We start from the raw sequence: 21744 nt of genomic DNA on the forward strand, positions 1-21744 counted from the left end.
GAGAAGAAAAATGAGCATGTCAAAGACCAAGGTCCTCATTGCCGGTGCCGGGCCGACCGGGCTGACGCTCGCGCTCTGGTTGACGCGACTCGGCGTTCCGGTCCGCATCTTCGACAAGGCGTCCGCCCCGGGCGAAACCTCGCGTGCGCTGGCCGTCCAGGCACGTACGCTGGAGTTTCATCGCCAGATCGGCATCGTCGAAGACGTGCTCGCCGCCGGCGTGCGGATCGAACAGCTCACCGTGCACACGCCGGCCGGCATAGCAGCCAGGCTGCCGCTGGCCGACTTCGGCCGCGGTATCAGCCCCTACCCGTTCGCTTTCGCGTTGCCGCAAGACATCCACGAGCGCGTGCTGATCGCGCACCTGGAACGTGCCGGCATCGAGGTCGAGCGCGACACGGAGCTGGTCGCCTTCGAGGACAGGGGCGATGCTGTCGTCGCTACCTTGAATAGGGACGGCCGCACGGAAACGGTCAGTGCCGCCTACCTGGCCGGTTGCGACGGCGCTCGCAGCGCCGTGCGCCACGGGCTGAACCTCGGCTTTCCCGGCGGCACCTACGAACAGTCCTTCTACGTCGCCGACGTCGACGGTCTCGGCGACGTCACACGCAATGGCATGGACACTGTCATCAGCGCCTATGGCTTCGCGATCGTCATGCCGGTCCGGCAATCGGGCTCCCTGCGCCTGATCGGCATCGTACCGAAAGCGCATGAGGCCGACGAGTCGATCACCTTCGAGACGATCCGCGCCGATGTCGAGCGTGACACCGGCGTCAAGGTCCATCAGGTCAATTGGTTCTCGACCTACCGCGTCCATCATCGAGTCGCCGAGCATTTCCGCATCGGCCGGGTGTTCCTCGCCGGCGATGCTGGCCACATCCACAGCCCGGCTGGCGGCCAGGGCATGAATACCGGCATGGGCGATGCGGTTAACCTCGCCTGGAAACTGGCCGCCGTGGTGCAGGGGCGCGCCGACCAGCGCCTGCTCGACAGCTACGAGCCGGAGCGTATCGCTTTTGCCCGCAAGCTGATCGACAGCACCGACCAGGCGTTTCGGGTCGCCACCAGCCGCTCGCGGCTGGTCGGGCTGTTCCGCCGCTACCTGATGCCGAAGATTCTGCGCATAGCGCTCGGGACGACGGCGGGATCGCGCGCGTTTTTCGGGCTGATTTCGCAGACCCGCATCCGCTACCGCGAAAGTCCGATCAGCAGCGGCAAGGCGGGTAAGATCGAGGGTGGCGACCGCCTGCCATATGTCGCCGGCACCAGGGACGACAATTTCGAGCCGCTGCGATCGCTGGATTGGCAGGTGCATGTCTATGGCGAACTCAATGCCGAGTTCCGGGCGATGCTTGCGCCCGCCGGCATCCCAATTCATGCCTTCGCCTGGTCGGACATGGCCAAGGCCGCAGGTCTGCAGCGCGACGGCGCCTATCTGGTGAGGCCGGACGGCCATGTCGCGCTGGCCTCGCCGGTCCAGGAGGCAGCCTCCTTCCAGCGGTACATCGCAGGCCTCGCCATCAGGCCGCGGATCGCCGAGCGCGCGCCCTATCGCATCTCGGGCACGATGCACAGCCTGGCTTGAAATGCCCAGCGTCGGCCGACCGGCCAGTCCCTATCAACAATGCCTGCCAGCCGGCCATCCCAAGGGCGCGCGCATTTCGCGCGCACTGAAAAGACGTTTCATCATGACCAAATCAGGAGAGAGAAAATGCCTATCAAATCCGTGAAGAAAATCAGCCTGATCGCCACGGCGGCCGCAATTGGCCTCGCCGCCGTCGAGATCATCGGCAGCACCGTGCCGGCGCTGTCGCTCGTCAGCCAGGCCGAAGCGCGTATCGGTCAGCCCTGGACGCCCCGCAGTGCCGCAGGTGTTGCGCGGCGGACCACAGCATGGCGCGTGCTGAGACACACCACGGCTTGGGTCGCCACACTGCCGACAGGCTGCGTGCGTACCAAGATCAACGGCTTCGATGTCTGGCGTTGCGGCGGCATCTACTACCGGGCCTATCAGGGCCGCTATATCGTGGTGGTCGTCGATTGACCGGCCTCGGACGTGGTCTAGCCGAGGGCGAGCCTGACGCCTTCGGCGAGATGCTCCGCATCGGCCTTGTTCTCAAACGGCACGCCGCGCAGCGCATAGTCGATCGGCGAAAACGGATCGCCCGTCTCGATGAGGGCGATCTGCCGCCGTGCCCGTTCCAAGTCGCCTATCTGGGCATAGCAGGCTGCCAGCCTGGTGCGTATCCAGGGTGCCGGACGCGTAGCCAGCTCCAGCGCTTCCGCCGCCTGCCGGTATTCCCCCATCATGTAGAGCGCCAGAGCCCGGTCAAACTGGTACCAGTGCGGGTGCAAGGGATCGATGCGGATGCCGCGCGCCAGCCACGTCAGCGCATCGAGCGGCCGGCCGCGCATGGTGAGCAGCATGCCCATCTGCTCGATGCAGTCGGCATCGTAGGGATTGAGCTGCAGCGCGATACGCATGTGATGCTCGGCCGCTTCATGGTCGCGCATATACAGCCTGATCAATGACTGCACACGATGGCCGGTCGGCTGGTCCGGCGACAACGCCAGGCCCTTGTCGGCGAGGTCGCGCGCATTTTCCAGCACTGCGTCGCTGGCGCGCCCGAATTCTCCGTCCAGCGCCCGCGTCAGGGCGAGATAAGTGTAGGCCAGTCCATAGTTCGGATCCTTGGCGATTGCCGCCTCGAACAGAGCCTCCGCACCTTTCTGGTCGGTCTGGGCTGGATCGCGCAACAGCGCAAAGCCACGCAAAGCCAGTTCATAGGCGGCAAGGCTGGTGACCGGCTTGCGCGATGCCTGTTGCAGCCCTGCATTGGTGACCCGCGTGACCAGCCTGCCGACGATCTGCTCGACAACCTCCTGCTCGATGGCGAACAGGCCCGTGCCCTGCGACTGGTAGCGGTCGCCCCAGAGTTGGCTCGCAGTCGCGATGTCGATCAGGTTCACGGCTGTTATGACTTGCTCGCCTTGGCGTCGCAGCGATCCTTCGACAAGATAGTCGGCGCCGATGCGGGCGCGGATTTGAGACCACTCGTCGCGCCCGAAGGAGGCGAACGAGAAACTCGAGTTGCGGGCGAGCACCGTGACCGTCCCAAAGCGCGCCAGGCCGTTGATGATATCCTCGGCAAAGCCGTCGACCATCGCCTCGTCGGCCGGATCTCCGCTGTCGTTGCGAAAGCGTATCACCGCCACAACCGGTTGCGCGCCGATCTCCGGCGCAGTCTCGGCTTCGGCGGCGAGCATATAGCCGCGCTTGGATACAGTACGCACCATGTCGTCGCCGAGCACCTTGCGGATTTCGCGGATCGACTGGGTCAGAGAGTCCTCGGTGACGTAGACACCCGGCCATACGACATCCATCAGTTCCGATTTCGGAACGACGCGGCCCATGTTGCGGGCAAGGTGCGAAAGCAGCGCGTAGGCCTTCGGGCGCAGGAACAGCGGCTCGTTGACGCCACGCAACGTTCCCCTGTCGAGGTCGAGCGTGAATCCGCCGAACCGGAAAAGCTGACCGGCAGTCGCCGTCGTCATTGGGACCCCTCCCCGGACACTGCGCATCATGCCGCGTCGATCCCACATCCACGCGGCACGGGATTTGGTGCATTATTGCCCAGTGCGCAATTTCAATCAAACTGGCCGCTTGGAGAGACAGCAAGATGATCTGGCCAACGCGGGAAGGAACTCGATGAATCCGACGGAAAAAGCGCTGTGGTTCGTCGAGAGCCATCTGCCGCAGGCGGTCTCGCTCGACGATGTTGCCCAAAGCAGCGGCGTGTCGCGTTTTCATGTGACACGGGCTTTCGGCGCTGCCACCGGCCGCTCGGTGATGGGCTACATGCGCTCACGCCGGCTGACCGAGGCGGCCCGCAAGCTGGCTGGCGGGGCGCCCGACATCCTCTCGGTCGCGCTCGACGCCGGCTACAACTCGCATGAGGCATTCACCCGCGCCTTCCGCGACCAGTTCGGCACCACGCCGGAACTGGTGCGCGCACAAGGCACGCTCGACAACCTCGACCTCGTGGAACCAATCCTGATGAACCAGTCCGTTCTCGCCAACCTCGAACCGCCGCGCTTCGAAACCAGCCGGCCGTTCCTGATCGCCGGCCTCGGCGAGCGTTACAGCTGCGAAACCAGCGCCGCCATCCCGATGCAGTGGCAGCGCTTCGGCCCCTATATCGGCAACATTCCGGGCGAGACCGGCGACGTCGCCTATGGCGTCTGCGTCAACGGCGACGATGCCGGCAATTTCGACTATATCGCCGGCGTCGAAGTGTCGGACTTTTCCGACCTGCCGAAGGAGTTCAGCCGGGTGCGCGTGCCGGCGCAGAAATATGCCGTCTTTGCCCACCGCGAGCACATCTCGACCATCCGTCGAACAGTCAACACGATCTGGAACAAATGGCTGCCGGCCTCCGGCCACGAGATCGCGGATGCCCCCGAATTCGAGCGCTACGGCCCCGAGTTCGATCCGCGCAGCGGCAATGGCGGACTGGAGATCTGGATACCGGTGAAGGCGTAGTCGGTCACGCCATCGGCAGCGCCGGCCAGCGATCGGCAATCCTGCCGCCGGAAAACACCGTGATCGATCCGAACTGCTGCAACACGGCCTCGCTCTGCGTCGGGCGTAAGAAGGCGTAGTCGCCGGGCTTTGCGGTCGCATCAGCCGGCAAGCCCATGAATTGCTGGTTCGAGGAGAGGCCGAGCAAGCCGTTCGCCCTCATGCCTTCGGGAAACACCGGTTCGGCCATCCATTTGCCGCCATAGAGATAACAGCCTCTGCGCGGAAACCGGCCGAGCGCCTGCAGCAGGCGGGTGACGGCCGGTGGGCCGGGCAGCATCGGCTCGACGACTTTCAGGATCGGCGTGGCGATGAAGGCCGCCGGCTGGAAGCCTTCGAGGCCGGGCGTATCGAAATCGCTGGGCAACACAAAGGCCGAGCCCATCGACACCTCGTTGGCAGCGCTGCCATGATGAAGCAGCGCGGTCTTGCTGCCGCCGATGTTGAGGATACGGCGCTGGTCGGCGCCGAGGCACGCAATGAAGGCGGTGGCCCGTTCGGAGGCTTGTCGCAACGCCCTGGCCGCCCCGCCGAACAGGCCGGGAATGTGTGGCGCATGCGCTTCGTAGGCCATGACGCCCTCGCACCGCAGCCGTCTATGGCCCGGCAGTGGGTTCAACGCCTTTGACAATGCCTCCGGGCTGGCAAAGCCGCCGCGATGCAGCCCTACATCGATCTCGAAAGCGATGCGCAGCTCGGCGCCGAGTTCGTCTGCGAGCGCACCGTACTCGGCCAGCCTCTCTTGGGTATCGATCAGCCAGCAGACACGCGACCAGTCGGCGCCACCTTTCACCAGTGCCGCCCTTGCCGCGTGGACAGGCATCGGCTTGCCATAAAGCAGATCCGCATCCGGAAATGCCTTCAACACCGCCGCGCTGATCGGCGGATGGAAAGTCATGAAGCGATTGGTGCCCAGAGCGTTGCCGATGTGCGACAGCAGCGGCAGACAGGCGAGCGACTTGTCGACCAGCCGCACGGCAAGGCCGGGGTCAAGCCGCTCCTTTGCCAGCGCAACGTTGCGATCCAACCGATCGCGATCGAGCAACAGGCAGGGCTGGAAGATGCCGGCTTCCTTCAGTCCATCCGAAAGCGTGGCGAAATAGGCGCTCATCGTTCGATGCCGAACAGGCCGGCCAAATAGGGCGAGATGAAGCGGTTCTGCGGATCGATGTCGCGGCGCACCGCCATGGCGTCGTCCCAGCGCGGATAGAGCTTTTTCAGGTCCGCCGCTTTCAGGCTGTGCATCTTGCCCCAATGCGGCCTGCCGCCGTATTTGCGGAAGATCGGCTCGGCCGCCCGCATGAACGGCAACGGATCGCTCGCCGCATCGTGATGGATGGCGATCGAGCAGGTCTGCCTGTTGTAGAACGGCGAAAGCCAGAACTGGTCCGGTGCGACCGAGCGCACCTCCATCGGGAAATAGACTTCGGGAAAGCGCTTCTCGGTCAGTTCGATGATCTCGGCCAGCGCCTTCGGCCCCTCCTCGAACGGCAGATGATATTCCATCTCGTTGAATTTGGTCTGCCGGTCGCTAGCATAGACGTTGAGCCAGTCCTGCACATAGTCCTCGGCCCGCACTTTCGCGACGGCATCGCGGATCAGACGGCGGCGGAGCGACGGCAGCCAGGCGAGCCCGGTGCGCAGCCGGCGCAGCGTTCTCAACCCGCCCTCGTCATCCTCGGTCGGACGCGTTGTGGTCGCCGCCTTGCTGAAGTCGCTGGCGATGAACTGCGCGTAGCCGGAAAACGGAATGTAGTAGAATTCGGCCGAACGATGCGCGGTCATCATCGTTTCGAAATCGCCCAGCATGTCGGCGATCGGCAACACCCATTTGCGGCGGCGCAGCCGGTAGGTCGCAATGTTGTTCAGCGTCACCTCGGTCATCACGCCAAAGGCACCGAGCGCGACGCCGATGGCGTGGATCGTCTCCTGATCCCCTGCCCGCTTGAAGTCGCGCAACTTGCCCAGCCCGTCGACGATCTGCACCGTCTCGAGCTGCGTGTGATAGGCGCCGAGTGTCGGTCCCGAGCCATGCGTGGCAGTGCCGAGCGCGCCACCGATCGCCTGGCGGTCGATATCGCCCATGTTGGGCAGGCCCTGGCCAATGCCTTGCAGGATATGCATCAGCGGGCCGAGCCGCGTCCCTGCCCGCACGCGTGCCTGATGGTTTCCGGTGTCATGCGAGACCAGCCCTTCCAGCCTCTCCAGGGACAGGATCGTTCCCTCGGATTTCACCAACGGCGTGAAGGAATGACCGGCGCCGGCAACGCGGACCGGACCGGGTGCGGTACGAACAAGATCACCGAGTTCGCCGGCATCGGCTGGGCTGGCAATCAGCTTTGGCTCTGCGCTTACATAGCCCGACCAGTTGCTCCACATGTTCGACATGCCGCCCCCTGCTCAGGCAACGGCGCGGCGACGCCGCGCCACGAAGACAAACAGGCCGAGCAGTGCCACGCTGGCAACGGCGCTGGCCGCGGCGAATTCCGGCACCGGGCGAAAATCCTTGCCGTCGATGAGCGCCGACGCCGCGATCGGCCCGATCGCCAGGCCAAAAAGCTGCGCGGCCGGCACCAGCAGCACGGCGGAGCGCGTCTCATCGGCTGTGATCGCAAGCCGGATCTGGTAGGGCACGATGAACAAGAGGATGAAGCCCATGACCAAGGCGGCAACCCAGAATGTGGCGAGGCCTGGTCCGCTAGCGAGGACCAGGGAGCTGACAAACGCGACGGCACCGATCGCGACGATGGCAAGGCGATAATCGATGCGCGCCTCGAACGCGGTCGCCGTCATCGCGCCCAGGACCTGAACCGCAAGGCTCGCCGATACAATCAGCCCCACGGTGCGGCCATCGATGCCGTATTGCGCGCCAAGCGGCTCCAGAAAGGCCCAGACGGCGCCGAAGAACATGAAGTAGCAGAAGACCGACAGCAGCGCGGTCATCGCAGGGACCGTCAGCACATTGGCCAAATTCTCGTCCTTCGGCAGGTCGGCATAGTCAGCGGGGACACTGAAGGCGACCGCCAGTGACGCGACGCAGACGGCCGCAAGAACGATGAAACCGCCCGCCGACCCGGTGGCCGGGATGACATAGAGCGCCAGCAGAAGCGCAAGCGCGCACTGCGCCAGCGTCTGCATGGTGACGAAATAGCCGCCGATACGCTCGGCACGCCGCGAACGCGCAATCAGTTCGGTCGCGACCGCCACCAGGCCGCCCTCGGCGAGGCCGGCCAGGGCGCGGCCCGCAATCAGCGTGCTGGCGCTTGCGGCATAGGCCGTCCACAGGTTCGCCAGTGCCAGTAGGACCAGAAGAGCCGCACTTTTCCAGCGCATGTTGTGGGCCGACAGCAGCATCGCCACAACAGCCGAGCCGATGGCGATGGCGATCATCTCGGCGGTGGCGACCAGCGCCAGTTCATCGCCGCTGACATGGCCCTCGGTGTAAAGGGCGCCGAGCAGTACCGGCTGCAGCCCGAGGATGAGCAGGCCGACCGACCCGATCCACAGGGCCGAGGCAAGCTGTCCGCCAGTCGGATTGCCGACCAGCCAGTCGCCGCTTCCGTTATGCGCGTCGCCAGATGCCAAAGCCGCCTCCCAACGTCCCTTGCCGTACCGCAAAAAAGCTGACAATCTGTCAGTATTTAGAAAACTGATACTTGATCATATTACTTTGTCAACCATGGAGCCGGAATTGTCGCGGAAGATCGGTGCATGACAGAAGCAAGGCGAACGGTGACAAGGCTTAGGCGCAAACCCAAGCAGGAGCGCAGCCGCGAGCGCATCGACGCGATCCTGTCGACAACCATGCGGCTGATCGGAGAAAAGGGCATCGACGCCGTCACCATGAAGGAAGTCGGCATGCTGGCGGGCGGACCGATCGCCACCGTCTATCATTACTTCCCAAACAAGTCGGCGATCCTGGCGATGCTCTACGAGCGGTTTTCCGAGGTCAGCCGTGCACGATTGACAGCAATCATCTCCGACGTCCGCGAGGCCAAGGACGTGATAATGGCCGCCGACCGGTTGCTTGACGACTATCTCAGCCGTGTCGCCGGCGATCCAGCCATCCAGGATCTGCAGAACGCCATCCAGGCCGACAAGGCGCTCAAGAATCTCGACATCGCCGAAACCCGACATCAAGCCAAGATGTTCTGCGACCATGTCATCGCCCTGCTTGAGCCCGAGAAGCGCGAGCAGTTCGAACGCATGGTTCTCCTCATCTTCCAGCTAGCCGGTGGTGTGGTGCGCCTGGCGCTTGCCGAGGGCAAAGCGGAAAGTCGCCAGACCATCGAGGATTACCGGTCGATCATCCACACCCAGCTGCGGCTCTTTCTCTAGTCGACCGCGGCGCGGTGGCGGGACTCAACGCCCAGCGCATCGAGGTGTGGGGCGGAATGAGCATCTAGTCCAAATCTGTCGGCAGCAAGGTTGGTGACGTGATGGTAGTGGGTCGGGCCGCTCGCGGGCCATACAATAAGCAGAAAATCTGATATTGTCTTTTCCTCCACGTCGGAAGGTTATTATTCATGACCCGTCATTGCATTATGCTGACGGATAATGGTTTGAACGTTGGGAGGTGGCAAATGCGCTTATTCTCTCAAATTGCTCTGCGGACTGCACGAACGCTCGCACTCCTACTGCTGGCTCTCACATTTGTCCGCCCGGTCAGTTCACAAACCACGGCGCCCGACACGATCGAGGTCATTGCTCAACAGCAGAAAGTGATCAGTCAAACATACACACTGGAGAGGTACGGCGAGGGCGTCATGTATCTGGAAACTTTTGCGCTGCTTGCAGCCTATGGCGGCTGGTCGCGCTATGATCCAGCAGCCGCGGCATCGATGGGGACGAAGCGGGTAGAAAACCTTCAACTACAGGAAATGGTGGGGGGACTAAAGCCGAACCTGGTCCATGCAATGACGGCAGTACAGCGAAACAAAAGCGTGTCCGAGGACGAACTGAAACGGTTTTCAGATATCTACCATAATGTCGAGACTCTATGCGCGGTGGCAATTGACGTGCATGACCTGATTGTGGACAGCAAGATCGACGAAGCCAACGCTCTCTATCGCGACAAATCTATCCCCTTGATAAACGCGATAAAGGCAGATTCATACACATTGATTTCGAGCTTGGAGGGCAAGATAAATAAAGCTGCACTTCATCGTCTCGCCAAGTAGGACGACGGGCGCGCCTCCCAACTCGTCGTGATCATAAATCGCCGAGGGGGTTCATAGGCAGAACCGCATACCCGAGCATCGTCCTCGTCGGTATTGGCGCGAATGGTTTGCTGTTTGACCTTGAGACACAAGAAATTGGGTTCCGCTTAGGGCGTTGACAAAGAGACCGCGCGACGGTCTCCACAGTCCGATGGGCAATTTCCACGTTGGCCCCCCGACAACCTGCACATTCCGGAAACGAGCGGTTGCGGAAAACAAAATTTCACGCGCATGGGCAGTTCCCAGCGCCTTGACTCTCGCCGGCCGCGAGCCTATTTCACCGCCACGTTAGCACTCGCCATTGGTGAGTGCTAACCATATGTCCGGCGCCGCCGGACTGAGGAACTGTTCTCACCGTTCTCATCGAGGAAGAAAAAATGGCAAAGTCGAAGTTCCGCCCGCTTCATGACCGCGTGGTCGTTCGCCGGGTCGAATCCGAATCCAAGACCGCCGGCGGGATCATCATCCCCGATACGGCAAAGGAAAAGCCGCAGGAAGGCGAGATCATCGCTGTCGGCTCCGGCGCTCGTGACGAAGCCGGCAAGCTTGTCCCGCTGGACGTCAAGGCCGGCGACCGCATCCTGTTCGGCAAGTGGTCGGGCACCGAAGTCAAGCTCAATGGCGAAGACCTTCTGATCATGAAGGAATCCGACATCATGGGCATCATCGGCTGATATCAGGCCTTTCCGTCAACTGAATTCCCGGGCTCAATCCAAGCCCTTGCCAGGAGTTAAAAATGGCTGCCAAAGACGTAAAATTCTCCCGTGATGCCCGTGAGCGCATGCTGCGCGGCGTCAACATCCTCGCCGACGCGGTGAAGGTCACGCTCGGCCCCAAGGGCCGCAACGTCGTCATCGACAAGTCGTTCGGCGCCCCGCGCATCACCAAGGACGGCGTCACCGTCGCCAAGGAAATCGAGCTTGAGGACAAGTTCGAAAACATGGGCGCGCAGATGGTCCGCGAAGTTGCTTCGAAGACCAATGACATCGCCGGCGACGGCACCACGACCGCGACGGTTCTGGCGCAGTCGATCGTCCAGGAAGGCCACAAGGCGGTTGCCGCCGGCATGAACCCGATGGACCTGAAGCGCGGCATCGATCTGGCCGTGACCGAAGTCGTCGCGGCGCTCGGCAAGGCTGCCAAGAAGATCAAGACCTCCGAGGAAGTTGCCCAGGTCGGCACGATCTCGGCCAATGGCGACGAGTCGGTCGGCAAGATGATCGCGGAAGCGATGCAGAAGGTCGGCAACGAAGGCGTCATCACGGTTGAGGAAGCCAAGACCGCCGAGACCGAACTCGAAGTCGTCGAAGGCATGCAGTTCGACCGCGGCTATCTCTCGCCCTACTTCGTCACCAACGCCGACAAGATGGTTGCCGAGCTCGAGGACGTCTACATCCTCCTGCACGAGAAGAAGCTCTCCAACCTCCAGGCCATGCTGCCGGTTCTCGAAGCCGTCGTGCAGACCTCGAAGCCGCTGCTGATCATCTCGGAAGACGTCGAAGGCGAGGCTCTGGCCACGCTCGTCGTCAACAAGCTGCGTGGCGGCCTGAAGATCGCCGCCGTCAAGGCGCCGGGCTTCGGTGATCGCCGCAAGGCCATGCTGGAAGACATCGCCATCCTCACCGGTGGCCAGGTCATCTCGGAAGACCTCGGCATCAAGCTCGAGAACGTTGGCCTCAACATGCTCGGCCGCGCCAAGAAGGTGTCGATCTCCAAGGAGAACACCACCATCGTCGACGGCGCTGGCAAGAAGGCCGAGATCCAGGGCCGCGTCGCCCAGATCAAGCAGCAGATCGAAGAGACCACCTCGGACTACGACAAGGAGAAGCTGCAGGAACGTCTCGCGAAGCTCGCGGGCGGCGTTGCGGTGATCCGCGTCGGTGGTGCGACGGAAGTCGAAGTCAAGGAAAAGAAGGACCGCGTCGATGACGCCCTCAACGCGACCCGCGCGGCCGTGGAAGAAGGCATCGTTGCAGGCGGCGGCGTTGCCCTGCTGCGCGCTTCGGCCAACATCAAGGCCACCGGCGCCAATGCCGACCAGGCTGCTGGCATCAACATCGTGCGCCGCGCGCTGCAGGCTCCGGCCCGCCAGATCGCGTCGAACGCCGGTGCGGAAGCATCGATCGTTGCCGGCAAGATCCTCGAGAACAAGGGCGCGACCTTCGGCTACAACGCCCAGACCGGCGAATATGGCGACATGATCGCCATGGGTATCGTCGATCCGGTCAAGGTCGTGCGCACGGCTCTCCAGGACGCGGCCTCGGTCGCCGGCCTGCTGGTCACCACCGAAGCCATGATCGCGGAGGCTCCGAAGAAGGAGTCGGCTGGCGGCGGCATGCCCGGCGGCATGGGCGGCGGCGGCATGGGCGGCATGGGTGGAATGGACTTCTAATCCAGCCCCTATCAACCTTCAGCTACGGAAAGGGCGCCGAATGGCGCCCTTTTTGTTTAGGCATGCACCTTGATCGCCGCGCCTCGATCGGCCTCACACGGCGGCATTCGCACGTTGCCGTGCCTCCCAGACAGTACCGCGCCTTCAATCAGCGCTGCGACTTCGTCCGCCACCGCCAGCAGCGGGGCGCGGTCGCGGGTGGCGCGGGCGATCACCATCAGCCCTTCCAGCGACGATTCGACCAGCAGCGCCAATGCATGCGCGCGGCGCTCGGGCACGCCTGCCCTGACAAAAGCCTGTTGCAGAAGGCCGATCCATTGCTCGAAGGCCGATCGGCACAATTCCGCCAGTTCCGGCATATCGGTCGGTGAGTCGAGGACCACAGGTGCGATCGGGCAGCCGAGCGTGAATTGGTTCTCCTCGAGCATGCGTCCGACCGCCTGGTAGATATGGTGGACGGCCACTGCCGGATCCCGCTCGGCGGCCAGTGCCGCGCCCAGCCTTTGCGTCACTTGGTCGACGCTGTCCCGCGTCACCTCGATGACCAGCTGGTCCTTGCCGCCGGGAAAATGGAAGTAGAGCGAGCCGCGCGGCGCGCCGCTGGCGCCCAGTATGTGGTTGAGCGAGGTGCCGTGATAGCCGCGCTGCCTGAGCAGCAACGCCGTCGTCTCAAGTATGCGGGTGCGGGTGTCGTTCGCCATGTCAACCTCTGTCAGCAGCAATCATTATAGGCCTTGCGTCGACTATGACAATCGATCTACATAATATGTAGACCAGTCTATATATTATGAGGAAACCGACATGCACGCCTATCGTCTCGAAGGGTCCGGCGGGACCGCATGCCTGGTGATGCGCGACGAGGCGCAGCCGGAGCCGAAACGGCATGAGATCGTGGTGCGCGTTCATGCCACCTCGCTCAACCGGCGTGACACGATGATCCTCAACGGCACTTATCCGCTGACGCCGCGCCAGGGCGTCGTTCCCCTGAGCGACGGAGCTGGCGAGATCGTCGCCATCGGCGATGCCGTCACCCGCTTTGCCGTTGGCGATCGCGTGACCGGCAGCTATTTCGCCCGCTGGGTCGACGGCCGCATCAATGCCGGGCTCATCGACCAGCTCGGCTGCACGTTGGACGGCATGCTGGCCGAATGCGCCGTTCTCGACGAGCAATGGGCGGTGCGCCTGCCCGATCATCTCGACTGGCATGAGGCGGCAACGCTGACCTGCGCCGGCGTGACCGCCTGGAATGCGGTGACCGGTGCCGGAATTCCGAAGCCTGGCCAATGGGTTCTGGTCATCGGCTCGGGTGGCGTCTCGCTGTTTGCGCTGCAGTTCGCCAAGCTGCTGGGCTGCCGAGTTGTCGCCGTCACCTCACGTGGCGAGAAAGCCGACAGGCTGCGCGCGCTGGGCGCCGACCTTGTGATCTCGACGTCGGAGATGCCCGAATGGGGCGCGACTGTCCGCGACCAGACCGGCGGCATTGACCTCGTCGTCGAGACCGGTGGCCCGGCGACATTCGCGCAGTCGCTGATCGCCAGCACACTCTACGGGCACATCGTGCTGCTGACACTGCAGGACCTGCAAGGCAGGTCAATCGAGATGCCGGCTGCGCTCTACCAGCGCAGCCTCGCCACCATCAGCCGCCTTTTCGTCGGCAGCCGGACCAATCTCGAAGCCATGCTGCGCGCTGTCTCACAGCACCGGCTGCGGCCCGTCATCGACAAGGTCTTTGCCTTCGCCGAGGCCGGCGACGCGTATCGGTATTTCCAGCAAGGCGACGTCTTCGGGAAAGTGGTCGTCGACGGCGCCTGACATTTCTCACAATCAATCAAGGGAGAACAGACAATGACAATTCGTGAAGCTTCGGCCGAGTGGCAAGGCACGCTGAAGGAAGGTTCGGGTCGGCTACGGCTCGGCAGCGGCGTGTTCGAAGGCGCCTATTCCTTCCCGTCGCGTTTCGAAAACGGCCCGGGCACCAATCCGGAAGAACTGATTGCGGCGGCCCATGCCGGCTGCTTCTCGATGGCCTTGAGCGCCATACTGAGCGGAGCCGATCACATCCCAACAAACATCAGCACCGTTGCCAAGGTGCATCTCGGCGCAAGCGCTGCCGGGCCGACGATCACCCGCATCGACATTGAGACGCAAGCCGAGATCCCGGGCCTTGCCCAGGATGAATTCCAGACCCTTGCAGAAAAGGCGAAAGCGACTTGCCTTGTCTCGCGCGCCCTGGCCGGCGTGGCAACCATCACGCTCAAAGCCGAGCTCGTCGCCGCCGCCTCCACGGAAAAATGAAATCAGGAGATGATGAGATGAAACAGGACAGCATCGTGACCCTTCATCCGGGCGAACATACCAGGCAGACAGCCGAAATCATGCAGCGCTTCAACGACGTGTTCCAGCTGCACGATCCGTCGGCACTGCCCGGCTTGCTTGCCGAGCACTGCGTGATCGAAAACACCGTCCCGGCACCGGACGGCGCCCGTCATGCCGGCCGGGAGGCATGCGTCCAGCTGTGGTCGGCGATCGCCACCCAGCCCGGCACGCGTTTCGACCTCGAGGAGACATTCGTTGCCGGCGAACGGGCAACGATCCGTTGGCGCTACTGGCTCGCCAACGGCAACTCCATCCGTGGCGTCAATCTGATGCGCGTCGAGGACGGGCTGATCGTCGAAGCTATGGGATACGTCAAGGGATAGTCGCCGCGCCCGGTTGCCGCTATCGATCCGCCAACGCCAGTTTTGCGCCGAGCATGACAAAGGCGCCGGCGAAGGTCCGGCGCATCCAGGTCAGCACCATCGGCCGCGACACGACATGGCTGCGGATTGAGGCGGCGAAAATGCCGTAGCCGACGAAAACCACAAAGGTCAAAAGCATGAAGACGGAGCTTAGTTCCAGCATCTTCGACAGCGCATTGGGTTCAGTGGTGCTGACGAATTGCGGCAGGAAGGCGAAGAAGAAGATCGACAGTTTCGGATTGAGCACGTTGACGAGGATGCCGGTGCCAATCACCTTGCCGGCCGAGCGCGGCGTCACATCCTGCTCGACGCTCAGGCCACCCTTCTCCTTCAGCGTGTTCCAGGCCATGTAGAGCAGGTAGGCGACACCAAGATATTTCAGCGTCTCGAAGGCAACCGCGCTGGTGTGCAGCAGCGCCGCAAGGCCGGTGATGGCGGCCGCCATATGCGGAATGATGCCCAGCGTACAGCCGAAGGCGGCGATGATCGAGGCGCGCGCGCCGCGTGAAAGGCCGGCGCTCAGCGTGTAGAGAACGCCGGTGCCGGGCGAAGCCACGACGATCAGCGACGTCAACAGAAATTCGATGCTCACGATGGTTTCCTCCGGCGCCCTGCCCTGTCGCAGCGTAGCCAGCAAGGAGGATGCGCACAAGCCGCCGACAGTCTTTGCCAGTGCATGTCGCCCAAAAGTCCGCAGCGGTTTTGGGCGACATGCACAAGACAAGGACTTTAAGAGGTCGGCAATCCGTGCGCCCGGCGCGCCATCAGGCAATCGTCGTCGCCAGGCATGCAGGCGCGGCAGACATCCGGGCGGACTTCATAGATGCCGCAAGCGGTCGACTTGCCGATCTCGCCCGACAGGGCCGAGCAGCGCACGCCCTCGCAGCGCATGCCGGACAAGTTGGCCGCCACATATTTTTCGGGGATGCGGTCGAGCTGCGCATCGTCCTCGGTGGAAAAGCGCGGCCACTCCGCTGAATAGGAACAGCAGGCGCCGCAGCTCTGGCAGTCGAAGACAGGAGCGGTGCCGTTTTGCGGCGACGAAAGGCTTGTGGCGGCTGCCAGGGCGAGCAGCCCAGGCGCGGCAGAATTGCGGTCGGTGTCTTGCGGCAAGGCGTTATTTCTTCTTGCCTGCCTTGCCCTTTGGGGCATCCACCGGCGATTTGAACAGGTCGGTCGCAGCCTCGGCGGCTTCGCCGGCTTTCGGCCCGACTGCCGGCTTGACCGGTTTTGCAGCTGGCGTTGCAGGCTGGTCCTTGGCGGAGAATTTTATGGCCATGTCAGTCCTCGTCGGCGAAGCGCGATGATGGTGCGCGCGGATTGCGCAAGCGGCCGATCAGCGCCGAAACCGCCGTGATGTTCATTTCCTCGGGCGACCAGTTCTTCACCGCCTCGATGTGGTGGGGCGCCAGTTCGCGATGCGTGCTGCCGCTGTAGGCAGCGTCCTGATGCGTCACCCGCTCATGGGTTTTGGTGTCTTCGCGGACATATTCGATCAGGTAGTTCGGGCATTCGGCGCGACCGCGCACGCCGAGCCGCACCTGGGCATCGCCATGGGCGCGTTTGCAGCGCTCCAGCTTTTCCAGCACCCGGCGCACATATTCGACCGGCTTGTTGAGGCCATCGACAACGTCAGCGATGGTCGAGTCGGCGGCGATCAGTTTCGGAGGCACGCGCTTGGTGGCCATCAGCGTCTTCCGGCTCGTTTCGGCAAAGCCGCCAGCGCCGCGGCCGCTGCCATCTCGTCAGCCTCCTTCTCGAGGCGCTGTTCGCGCAAGCGCGCGGTCTTGGCTTCCCGCGCCTCACTGACGGCATCGCGCTCGGAAATTATGCGGTTGAGCGACATCGACTGGGTCTGCGTCTTGCTGAACAGGGACACAGCCTGATCAGGAGCTGTCTTCGAATTGGCGGTCAAAATCTTTCTCCTGTCAGGAGCCTGGTGCCGATAGGGCGAGACCGGGTCTTCGGTCAGGACCACGCACAAAGCCATACGGCAGCGGATTCAAATTGCTGGAGCGTCCCTTAGCACGTTCAGGCCGACGCGCAGTGCACTTTCGGCGGCAAGACGCGCAAAATGAAAAAGGCCAGGCACCGCCTGACCTTCCATGAGAGCGCCGCGCATCCAGATGGATGCCCAGGGAACGCCCTTCTCACGCGCATGACATGCCGTGGAAACTCAGGTTTCCGCGGCCACTCGCTCGAATTCGCCATTCACCGGTGCCAGTACATCCGTGGTCACCGGGAAGGCTGAATTCTGTCTTCAGGCCGCCTTCAACTGGTCGGCTGACATCTTGCCCGACTTGTTGTCGCGGACCATCTCGTAGCCGAGCTTCTGGCCCTCAACGATGTCGCGCATGCCGGCGCGCTCTACGGCCGAGATGTGGACAAAAACGTCGGCCGAGCCGTCGTCAGGCTGAATAAAACCAAAACCTTTGGTGGCGTTGAACCATTTAACTGTGCCGGTGCTCATGACGAACCCTTTCCATGGCAAATATTCGTTAATCGCGGTGCGAATGCACAACGATTTTTGTCTCGATTTTTGATGGGGAAGTTCGTCAAAGGCGCGCATTCGTGCGCGGATAACAAAAGTCGGTCAAACAAATATCGACGAAACTCTTGTAGGCCTCTTTTTGGGCCGTGTCAATTTCTGGTTTTCCGCCATCAGGATTCAACGCAAAGTTGTCCGGCGCAAACCCCATCAGCTGGTGAATCCGGGCGCAGAAACAAGGCGTTCCTGTTCCCTCAAAAAAATTGAAACATGCCGGGAACCAATTCGGCGCCCGTGCATTTTGGTGTTGTCAGCAGTTTCAGAGAGCAATCTCAGGAAGGCTGACACAAAGGACGCCTCCCGCACTATAAAAGGTGCGAGGGGCGTTCTTGCATGGCTTTCCGGCTGCTGAGCAGTCATGGCCTGGCCTACACCCTTTCCCGAATCATCTTGATCCCCAGGGGCGGAGCGCCAACGACCCGCGCCTTGCAGGCTCTCATTCGTCTGGGCCGGGCTCCGGCCAAGTTTCCTTGGCCGCTTCCGCGTACCAATGATGCATTGCCGGGGTCGAAAGCACCGCATCGACATAGGCACGCGTATCCGGCGCCAGCGTGCCGCCATAGGTGTCGAAGCGGGTGACGACCGGCGCATACATGGCGTCGACCGCGGTGAAATGGCCGAACAGGAACGGGCCGCCCTTGCCGTGTTTTTCCCGGCACTCGCGCCACAGTGCCTCGATGCGCTCCCGCTGCGCCTCGCCCTCGGCGTCGAGCGGCTTGTGGCCTTTTGGCCGACGCAAATTCATCGGCCAGCCATAGCGGACCTCGCGAAAACCGGAATGCATCTCGGTTGCCGCGGAGCGCGCCAGCGCGCGGGCACCGATATCGGCCGGCCAGAGATTTTTCCCGGGGAACAGATCGGCGAGATATTCGAGGATGGCGAGGGTTTCCCAGATGATCCTGCCGTTGTGATTCAAGACCGGCACCAGCCCGGTCGGCGAGACCTTGCCGAGATTGGCGGCCGTCTCAGGCGTGCGCAGCCGCACGAACCCTTCCTCGAACGGGATCTCCAGATGCTTCATCGCCACCCAGGGCCGCAGCGACCATGAGGAGAAGCATTTGTTACCGATATGGAGTGTGAATTCAGCCATTTTTTCCCCGCTCGCACGATTGTCGTCAAACCTTTGGGCTGTCCGTCATCGCAGCCTATAGCCTGCCAGCCTTGCCGCCGAAAGCGGCGCGCGACTTTGATCGGCTTCTGGAGGAGGCTTGGAACCGAAACGACACCGCCCCGTTAGCCTCCGCGGATGAATTCCCTCGAATTCAAAACTTCCAGGAGATGCGAAAAATGGTGAACAAGGATCAGGTCGCGGGCGTGGCCAAGCAGATCAAGGGCTCGGTCAAGGAAGCCGCCGGCAAGGCAACCGGCAACAGGCAGACCCAGGCCGAAGGCACGGCCGACAAGATCGCCGGCAAGGTGCAGAAGGCCTATGGCGATGTGAAGGACAAGATCAAGAAAGCGCTCTGATCCCACCGGGTATCGCTTTGTCTGGAAAAGGCGGCCGCCAGGGCCGCCTTTTTCATGTGCTCCAGTCTTTGCTGAAGGCGTTGGTGAAGGCGACCTCGCCGTGATCACCGGTCGCCTCGCCCATTGCGATGTCCATGCTGTCGCTGGTCACCCTGGCCAGCGCGAAGCCACCCATATAGGCAGCCTTCGGCTTGATGAGGTCGAGCCCGTCACGGCGGTAGATCAGGGGGGTTTCGTGCTGGTGGCCATGGAAGATGGCGACGACATTGTAGCCCTTCAGCGCCGCCAGCAGTGCCTGCCGGTCGGCCTCGCTCCACCAGTGCGGCGCGCCGGCACCGTCATCGTCATAGGTCCTTTTGGCGGCATCCCACCGTTCTATCGAGAAGGTGTCCCAGCCATAGTGCTGGAACAGGACGACCGGGCGGCCATCCGCCGCGTAGGTTGCCAGATCCTGCTTCAGCCATGGCAGGCTGCTGTCGGCGCCGTGGCCGGTGTCGCCGGCGAAGCGGTGCGTCTGGACAAGATGCAGGCCTCCCCAGTCCCAGGAATAGCAGTCGGTGTCGACGTCGTAGTCCGTGGCCGGCACCGGTGGCTTGAAGAACACGCCGGCGCGGTGATTGACCTCGACATAGTCGCGCAGTTCGCGCCGATACCAGTCGACATGGGGCGGCGGGCCGTTCTGGTCGAGATCGTGGTTGCCGAGCCCGACATAGACCGGCATGTGCACCCGATCGGAGCCGACGCCTTGCTGGTAGCGCTGGCTGAACTGGAGCAGCTGGGTGCCCTCGCTTGGCTGGGTGATCTGGCCGCCGCCGTCGTCGGTGATGTCGCCGCCGACGACAAGGCCAAGCGGCGAGCCGATACGCCTGCCGGCCGAACGCAGGCCGGTGGCGACGCCGTTGATCTCGACCGGCCAGTCCTTGTCGCCGAGGCCGTTCAGCGCTGCCACGTTGCGCAGCAGCGCGGCGTCGGTCTTGCCCTCCTGCTGGCAGTTGGGGCTCAAGCCGCTCGCCATGCGGCAGGCATGGACATCGGCGATGAACAGGAAAGTGGCGTCGATCGGCTGGATGCGCTGCCCGGTCTGGCCAAATGCATGGCGTGACAACGCGCCGGCCGCGACAAATCCCGCGGCCTGGCCCAGAAGGCTGCGTCGAGAAAACAAACCAGGCGAACGGCGATTCATCATGCGGTGAATTTCAGCATGGAGAGCGGCCGGCCGTCCAGTTCTCCGCGCGGCATCGCGACAGCAGCGTGAAAGAACAGCTCTTCACGTTCGAGGGCATCCTTCAAGCCTCGCCAAGCGCCGCCAGACAGTCGCGCAGCACGGTGGCATCCTGCGCCGTCTTGGCCATCGACATGGCGCCGGAATAGGTGGCCACGGTGAGCGCCGCGAAACGCTGCGGATCGGTGCCTTGCTCCCTGCCCGCCCGCTGGTCGGCCCTGGTCTTGTCGGCGATCGCCTGGCGCCACGCCGAAAAGATTGCGGCAAGGGCAATCCGGAAATCGGGATCGGCGAGCGACAGTTCATGCGCCAGATTGTTGAGCGGGCAGCCACGCACGAAACCCTGTTGTTCCAGTTCCGCCGCCACAGCCTCGAACACCGCGCGCACGCCCGCGCGCACGGATGCCGCCGCCAGCACCGGCGCGATCCATGTCTCTTCGACTGCACTTGCAACACGCTCGTCGATCACTGCCAGCGCCAGCGCCTTCTTGGTCGGGAAATGATGATGCAGCGCGCCGCCGCTGACGCCTGCCGCCGCCATCAGGTCGCCAAGGCTGGAGGCATGATAGCCGCGCGCCTGAAACGATTCCTCGGCAACATCGAGCACTTTGTTGCGCATGCCTTCGGGGTCGTTGATGCGTTTGCGGGCAAGCCGTGCCATCGCGAATCTCCCCCTTCTCCCCTTGTGGGAGAAGGTGACTGAACGAAGTGAAGGCGGATGAGGGTGCCCGAGCTTGGCATAGAGGGCGCTCCGTCCAGCACCCCTCATCCGTCTTGGCGCTGCGCGCCAATCCACCTTCTCCCACAAGGGGAGAAGGCAGAGGAAGATACCATATTGACAAAACAGGACAACCGGTCTGTTTATAAACAGGATGATCACCCTGTTTAGGAGGCTGACGGATGAACCTGCTGCCCTCTAATACCCCACCGGAACCCGCGGTCCTCGCCTCGCCTGTCGTCGAATTGCGGCAGTACAAGCTGAAGCCCGGCAAGCGCGACACACTCGTCGACATCTTCGACGGCAGACTGATCGAGGGTCAGGAGGACGCCGGGATGACCATCATCGGCCAGTTCCGGGATCTCGATCGTCCCGACATGTTCGTCTGGATGCGCGGCTTCGACGGCATGGACGCGCGCAAGAATGCACTGGCCGCCTTTTATGGCGGGCCGGTCTGGGCGGCGCACAGCAATGCGGCCAACGCAACAATGATCGATTCCGACGATGTCTTGCTGCTCAAGCCGGCATGGCCCGGCACCGGCTTCGATCTCTCGGGCACACCACGGGCAGGTTTGACCGCTGACCAAAAGTCGAGCCGGAACAGGCTGCTGGCGGGCATTGTTGTCATCCAGATTCATCATTTGCGGCCCGGCGCCGAGACCATTTTCGCCAATCGCTTCGAGACCGAAATGGCGCAGCTGATGACGGCACCCGGCGCACGCCTGCTCGCCGCGTTCGTTACGGAGCATGCCGAAAACAGCTTTACGCGCCTGCCGGTACGAGCCGGCGAAAACGTCTTCATTCAGTGTCGTCGGCTTCGACAGCGCGGAATCACACGCACGGCATGAGGCCACGCTC

26 protein-coding genes are annotated in these 21744 nt (G+C 62.9%); 12 read left to right on the forward strand and 14 right to left on the reverse strand.

Going from position 1 to position 21744, the window contains the following annotated elements:
* Positions 1–10 precede the first annotated feature (10 nt).
* Positions 11–1585: an FAD-dependent monooxygenase gene (locus AC1RZR_RS25930; RefSeq protein WP_481826408.1), complete on the forward strand. Its 1575-nt coding sequence runs from the start codon at positions 11–13 to the stop codon at positions 1583–1585.
* 126 nt (positions 1586–1711) lie between these two features.
* Positions 1712–2044: a hypothetical protein gene (locus AC1RZR_RS25935; protein WP_477276503.1), complete on the forward strand. Its 333-nt coding sequence runs from the start codon at positions 1712–1714 to the stop codon at positions 2042–2044.
* 17 nt (positions 2045–2061) lie between these two features.
* Here the strand turns inward: AC1RZR_RS25935 and AC1RZR_RS25940 are convergent, their stop codons facing one another.
* On the reverse strand, positions 2062–3555 hold the full coding sequence (locus tag AC1RZR_RS25940; protein ID WP_481826409.1) for a winged helix-turn-helix domain-containing tetratricopeptide repeat protein: 1494 nt from the start codon (positions 3553–3555) through the stop codon (positions 2062–2064).
* Positions 3556–3709: 154 nt separating this feature from the next.
* Here AC1RZR_RS25940 and AC1RZR_RS25945 point away from each other — a divergent pair, with 154 nt between their 5' ends.
* Positions 3710–4543 carry a GyrI-like domain-containing protein gene (locus tag AC1RZR_RS25945; RefSeq protein WP_481826410.1) on the forward strand — a complete coding sequence of 278 codons (834 nt, stop codon included), beginning with the start codon at positions 3710–3712 and terminating at the stop codon, positions 4541–4543.
* A gap of 4 nt (positions 4544–4547) precedes the next feature.
* Here AC1RZR_RS25945 and AC1RZR_RS25950 read toward each other — a convergent pair whose 3' ends face one another.
* The 3 genes from AC1RZR_RS25950 to AC1RZR_RS25960 are packed head-to-tail and all read right to left on the reverse strand — an operon-like array spanning position 4548 to position 8167.
* The gene (locus AC1RZR_RS25950) at positions 4548–5693 is read right to left on the reverse strand and encodes an alanine racemase (protein WP_481826411.1); all 1146 of its coding nucleotides are present in this window, start codon (positions 5691–5693) and stop codon (positions 4548–4550) included.
* A complete protein-coding gene (locus AC1RZR_RS25955) occupies positions 5690–6970 on the reverse strand; it encodes a D-arabinono-1,4-lactone oxidase (RefSeq protein WP_481826412.1) in 1281 nt (426 codons plus the stop codon). Before AC1RZR_RS25955 ends, AC1RZR_RS25950 begins: the two co-directional genes overlap by 4 nt.
* 12 nt (positions 6971–6982) lie before the next feature.
* Complete coding sequence (locus AC1RZR_RS25960) at positions 6983–8167, reverse strand: MFS transporter (RefSeq protein ID WP_481826413.1); 1185 nt, start codon at positions 8165–8167, stop codon at positions 6983–6985.
* A gap of 126 nt (positions 8168–8293) precedes the next feature.
* Here AC1RZR_RS25960 and AC1RZR_RS25965 point away from each other — a divergent pair, with 126 nt between their 5' ends.
* The 4 genes from AC1RZR_RS25965 to groL all read left to right on the forward strand — a co-directional run bounded on the left by AC1RZR_RS25965 (position 8294) and on the right by groL (position 12193).
* Positions 8294–8920: a TetR/AcrR family transcriptional regulator gene (locus AC1RZR_RS25965; protein WP_481826414.1), complete on the forward strand. Its 627-nt coding sequence runs from the start codon at positions 8294–8296 to the stop codon at positions 8918–8920.
* A gap of 245 nt (positions 8921–9165) precedes the next feature.
* Positions 9166–9762: a hypothetical protein gene (locus AC1RZR_RS25970; RefSeq protein ID WP_481826415.1), complete on the forward strand. Its 597-nt coding sequence runs from the start codon at positions 9166–9168 to the stop codon at positions 9760–9762.
* A gap of 416 nt (positions 9763–10178) precedes the next feature.
* Positions 10179–10475, forward strand: coding sequence for a co-chaperone GroES (gene groES / locus AC1RZR_RS25975; protein ID WP_006203049.1), 297 nt, complete (start codon positions 10179–10181; stop codon positions 10473–10475).
* 62 nt (positions 10476–10537) lie between these two features.
* On the forward strand, positions 10538–12193 hold the full coding sequence (gene groL, locus AC1RZR_RS25980; protein WP_091577362.1) for a chaperonin GroEL: 1656 nt from the start codon (positions 10538–10540) through the stop codon (positions 12191–12193).
* A 56-nt stretch (positions 12194–12249) separates the two neighbouring features.
* Here the strand turns inward: groL and AC1RZR_RS25985 are convergent, their stop codons facing one another.
* Complete coding sequence (locus AC1RZR_RS25985) at positions 12250–12894, reverse strand: TetR/AcrR family transcriptional regulator (RefSeq protein WP_481826416.1); 645 nt, start codon at positions 12892–12894, stop codon at positions 12250–12252.
* Positions 12895–12994: 100 nt separating this feature from the next.
* Between AC1RZR_RS25985 and AC1RZR_RS25990 the strand changes: the two genes are divergently transcribed.
* Genes AC1RZR_RS25990 through AC1RZR_RS26000 form a run of 3 tightly spaced genes read left to right on the forward strand, consistent with a single transcriptional unit; the run spans position 12995 to position 14892 of the window.
* Positions 12995–14005 carry a zinc-dependent alcohol dehydrogenase family protein gene (locus tag AC1RZR_RS25990; protein ID WP_481826417.1) on the forward strand — a complete coding sequence of 337 codons (1011 nt, stop codon included), beginning with the start codon at positions 12995–12997 and terminating at the stop codon, positions 14003–14005.
* A 33-nt stretch (positions 14006–14038) separates the two neighbouring features.
* Positions 14039–14488, forward strand: coding sequence for an OsmC family protein (locus AC1RZR_RS25995; protein ID WP_481826418.1), 450 nt, complete (start codon positions 14039–14041; stop codon positions 14486–14488).
* Positions 14489–14505: 17 nt separating this feature from the next.
* On the forward strand, positions 14506–14892 hold the full coding sequence (locus AC1RZR_RS26000) for a nuclear transport factor 2 family protein (RefSeq protein WP_481826419.1): 387 nt from the start codon (positions 14506–14508) through the stop codon (positions 14890–14892).
* Positions 14893–14911: 19 nt separating this feature from the next.
* Here AC1RZR_RS26000 and AC1RZR_RS26005 read toward each other — a convergent pair whose 3' ends face one another.
* The 7 genes from AC1RZR_RS26005 to AC1RZR_RS26035 form a co-directional block, all read right to left on the reverse strand.
* Positions 14912–15523, reverse strand: a complete 612-nt coding sequence (locus AC1RZR_RS26005) for a LysE family translocator (RefSeq protein ID WP_379106542.1) — start codon at positions 15521–15523, stop codon at positions 14912–14914.
* A gap of 137 nt (positions 15524–15660) precedes the next feature.
* Positions 15661–16044: a YkgJ family cysteine cluster protein gene (locus AC1RZR_RS26010; protein ID WP_481826420.1), complete on the reverse strand. Its 384-nt coding sequence runs from the start codon at positions 16042–16044 to the stop codon at positions 15661–15663.
* A 4-nt stretch (positions 16045–16048) separates the two neighbouring features.
* Positions 16049–16210, reverse strand: coding sequence for a hypothetical protein (locus tag AC1RZR_RS26015; protein ID WP_481826421.1), 162 nt, complete (start codon positions 16208–16210; stop codon positions 16049–16051).
* A gap of 1 nt (position 16211) precedes the next feature.
* Entirely contained in the window at positions 16212–16619 is a 408-nt protein-coding gene (locus AC1RZR_RS26020) for a hypothetical protein (protein WP_477276468.1), read from the reverse strand.
* Positions 16619–16846: a hypothetical protein gene (locus tag AC1RZR_RS26025; protein WP_477276466.1), complete on the reverse strand. Its 228-nt coding sequence runs from the start codon at positions 16844–16846 to the stop codon at positions 16619–16621. Before AC1RZR_RS26025 ends, AC1RZR_RS26020 begins: the two co-directional genes overlap by 1 nt.
* A 345-nt stretch (positions 16847–17191) precedes the next feature.
* Positions 17192–17401 carry a cold-shock protein gene (locus AC1RZR_RS26030; RefSeq protein ID WP_010915421.1) on the reverse strand — a complete coding sequence of 70 codons (210 nt, stop codon included), beginning with the start codon at positions 17399–17401 and terminating at the stop codon, positions 17192–17194.
* Positions 17402–17915: 514 nt separating this feature from the next.
* On the reverse strand, positions 17916–18569 hold the full coding sequence (locus AC1RZR_RS26035; RefSeq protein ID WP_481826422.1) for a glutathione S-transferase family protein: 654 nt from the start codon (positions 18567–18569) through the stop codon (positions 17916–17918).
* A gap of 188 nt (positions 18570–18757) precedes the next feature.
* Between AC1RZR_RS26035 and AC1RZR_RS26040 the strand changes: the two genes are divergently transcribed.
* Positions 18758–18946 carry a CsbD family protein gene (locus tag AC1RZR_RS26040; RefSeq protein ID WP_477276460.1) on the forward strand — a complete coding sequence of 63 codons (189 nt, stop codon included), beginning with the start codon at positions 18758–18760 and terminating at the stop codon, positions 18944–18946.
* A 52-nt stretch (positions 18947–18998) separates the two neighbouring features.
* On the opposite strand, the gene AC1RZR_RS26045 is transcribed toward AC1RZR_RS26040, so the two are convergent.
* Positions 18999–20132: a metallophosphoesterase gene (locus tag AC1RZR_RS26045; RefSeq protein ID WP_481826423.1), complete on the reverse strand. Its 1134-nt coding sequence runs from the start codon at positions 20130–20132 to the stop codon at positions 18999–19001.
* A gap of 100 nt (positions 20133–20232) precedes the next feature.
* The gene (locus tag AC1RZR_RS26050; RefSeq protein ID WP_481826424.1) at positions 20233–20829 is read right to left on the reverse strand and encodes a TetR/AcrR family transcriptional regulator; all 597 of its coding nucleotides are present in this window, start codon (positions 20827–20829) and stop codon (positions 20233–20235) included.
* Between the two features lie 239 nt (positions 20830–21068).
* On the opposite strand from AC1RZR_RS26050, the gene AC1RZR_RS26055 reads away from it, so the two are divergent.
* Complete coding sequence (locus tag AC1RZR_RS26055) at positions 21069–21734, forward strand: NIPSNAP family protein (protein ID WP_481826425.1); 666 nt, start codon at positions 21069–21071, stop codon at positions 21732–21734.
* The last annotated feature ends 10 nt before the right edge of the window (positions 21735–21744 follow it).

The organism is Mesorhizobium bavaricum (assembly GCF_056781655.1).